Here is a 2,478-nt window from a genome sequence, read left to right as displayed (position 1 = left end):
ACGGAGATTTCTACACCAGGAATCAGAACAATATCCTGAGACAGAGCCTCCTTCATCGCCTGTCTGATGCCTTCTGTACCATCATGGTCTGTCAACGCAAGATGGGTAACACCTTGTTGTTTGGCGCGCGATACCAACGCTTCTGGTGTGAGCGAACCATCAGACGCGGTGGAATGGGTATGTAAGTCAAACTGAGTCATAGGTGATATTTTACGATAGAATGCAGACATCCTGCTTGAAGTGAAAAAACGAAATGAAATTATTCTTCGATTTCCTGCCAATAGTGTTGTTTTTTGTAGCGTATAAGTTCGGCGGCGGAGAGTACACGTTTAATGGCATAAGCTATCAGCTAGAAGGTATCTATGTCGCGACCGCCGTCATGATTGTGGTCAGTTTATTACAGGTTTGCATCACTTGGTTGTTGTATCGAAAGGTCGAACGTGCGCATTTAATCACCCTGGCCTTAGTGCTAGTGTTAGGCGGGCTGACGCTCTGGTTACATAACCCGTACTTTATTAAGTGGAAACCCACGGCAGTAAACTGGTTATTCGCATTAGTCTTTATAGGGGCTTATCTGTTTACCGATAAATCGTTGCTGGAACGAATGATGGCGGATCATATTCAATTACCAGCCAAAGTCTGGACTCGTCTCAACCTGGCCTGGGTCGCTTTTTTTATATTATCCGGTCTCGTTAACCTGTATGTGGCCTTTAACTATGATGAAGCTACGTGGGTTAACTTCAAATTATTTGGCATGTTAGGACTAACCATCGTCTTTGTTGTGGCACAGTCCATTTATTTGGCCAAACATGCTGTAGAAGTAAAAAAATAGGGATTGTGAATTATGTTATACGCCATTATCAGCGAAGATAATCCAGACAGTCTCAGCAAGCGTCTTGCTGCCAGACCTGCGCATTTGGAACGTCTTCAAGTACTACAGAACCAAGGCCGTCTTGTTTTGGCTGGTCCTCACCCTGCTGTTGACACAGAAGCCCCGGGAGAAGCTGGATTCAGTGGGAGTCTGGTTGTTGCTGAGTTTGATAGCCTCGAACAAGCACAATCATGGGCAGCAGAAGATCCTTATGTGGATGCTGATGTCTACGCCAACGTCACCGTTAAACCCTTTAAAAAAGTCTTACCATGAGCACCATTGACGATATCAAAACTGCACTGCAAGCCCTATCACCTGAACTGATTGAAATTGAAGATGACAGCGATAAACATGCTGGTCATGCTGGCAATACAGGTGGTGGTCATTACAACTTGCTGATTGTCAGTGACGCCTTCTCAGGCTTAACACTTATCAAACGTCATCGTTTGGTTTTTGAGCAGGTTGAATCTCTGATGAAATCGAAAATTCACGCCTTGAGTATTCAGGCAAAAACGCCTGCCGAATATCACGTGTAGCTCATACCACCATGGCTGAAAATGCTGATCTTAAGCAAAAAAACCAAGACTTTTTGCAAGGATTAGAAAAACAACGTCTTAACAAAGATTGCCTGCGAATTATTGATTTACGAGGCAAGGTGAGCGGGGAATGTCAGGCCTATGAGTTTGGTGGCCGTCGACATTATTTGGATGATAGAGCTTATCTCCTAGTTAAACAACTCATGCAGCGTACTCAGGGCCGCTACACCGTGGCAGTCTACGAAGCCGTGCTGAAAACGATCAGACAACTAGAACAGGCCATTATCACGGAGGAGCCAGAGGAAGATGACCAAACAAAAATTCAACGACTGAAGCTGGATGAGAATTTTGCCCGAGCAGAGCAACGACTGAATTTTAGTACGCCCATCAAACTTCGGATTGCAGATGTGCTATACAGCGGCCATACCGTCAATATATCTTCAACGGCTATCCGGGTGACGATAAAGCGTAGTTATACACTGCACATTGGCGACTCTGTGACGGTTGAATTTAGCGAGCTTGCAGAAAAACACCGTCACACTTTTCTCTCGCTTCAGCGTTATCAGATATTAAAACTGGAACACGATGAAGCCTACTCCACCCTCATTCTTACCCAAGAAAACGCGGATATGGAATTTGTAGAGTGGATGTCTGGCTTTATTGAACATCTGGCTAAACAGCGTCATATTGATACCGAGTATGAGTTACTCAATTTACAAAAAACTTTTTATCGACGCCTGTGGGTTAACCATCTTGCTTCCCCGGTATTGTGGCAAGTGCAATATGCAGACTATCCGGATTATCAGGCTATTTTTTGTGCTGCTGAAGCACAGTGGCAGACGCAACATTGGCAAACTAATCTGAGTGCACTGATTGAGAGTCTGCCAGCGCCTGAACAGAAACAACAAGAGAAACGATTGATTTTGATCGGTGACAAACGCTTATGTTTTTCTTCATTAAAATCAGACAAGCAAGTCAGCGCATTACTTAGTCACGCTAATATGGAGCAACAGCATCTTTTTCTGATGCTGCAAAGCCCAATCGAAATTGATGATTCTGTGTCTGCATCAT

The 2,478-nt window shown here is 44.3% G+C and carries 5 protein-coding genes; 4 read left to right on the top strand and 1 reads right to left on the bottom strand.

Translation table 11 applies throughout. The features are described from left to right. On the bottom strand, window positions 1-200 hold a 200-nt coding region (locus tag B4K20_RS16495), incomplete at its 3' end, for a PHP domain-containing protein (protein ID WP_289283756.1). 53 nt (window positions 201-253) lie between these two features. Between B4K20_RS16495 and B4K20_RS16490 the strand changes: the two genes are divergently transcribed. From B4K20_RS16490 to B4K20_RS16475, 4 genes are all read left to right on the top strand, one after another. Beyond that, window positions 254-832, top strand: a complete 579-nt coding sequence (locus tag B4K20_RS16490; protein ID WP_289283755.1) for a septation protein A — start codon at window positions 254-256, stop codon at window positions 830-832. A 12-nt stretch (window positions 833-844) separates the two neighbouring features. After that, window positions 845-1,144, top strand: a complete 300-nt coding sequence (locus tag B4K20_RS16485; RefSeq protein ID WP_289244584.1) for a YciI family protein — start codon at window positions 845-847, stop codon at window positions 1,142-1,144. After that, complete coding sequence (locus B4K20_RS16480) at window positions 1,141-1,407, top strand: BolA family protein (protein ID WP_289283754.1); 267 nt, start codon at window positions 1,141-1,143, stop codon at window positions 1,405-1,407. Before B4K20_RS16485 ends, B4K20_RS16480 begins: the two co-directional genes overlap by 4 nt. An 11-nt stretch (window positions 1,408-1,418) precedes the next feature. Continuing rightward, a partial coding sequence (locus B4K20_RS16475) for a PilZ domain-containing protein (RefSeq protein ID WP_289283753.1) occupies window positions 1,419-2,478 on the top strand: 1,060 nt, incomplete at its 3' end.

Origin of the sequence: Methylophaga sp. UBA5088, assembly GCF_002414625.1 — a bacterium.
Lineage (GTDB): Bacteria > Pseudomonadota > Gammaproteobacteria > Nitrosococcales > Methylophagaceae > Methylophaga > Methylophaga marina.
This window is presented reverse-complemented; position numbering and strand designations above follow the sequence as displayed.

Coding starts and splice junctions, on each gene's coding strand:
- B4K20_RS16480 (WP_289283754.1), top strand. CDS start 1,141: ATGAGCACCATTGACGATATCAAAACTGCACTGCAAGCCCTATCACCT.
- B4K20_RS16485 (WP_289244584.1), top strand. CDS start 845: ATGTTATACGCCATTATCAGCGAAGATAATCCAGACAGTCTCAGCAAG.
- B4K20_RS16490 (WP_289283755.1), top strand. CDS start 254: ATGAAATTATTCTTCGATTTCCTGCCAATAGTGTTGTTTTTTGTAGCG.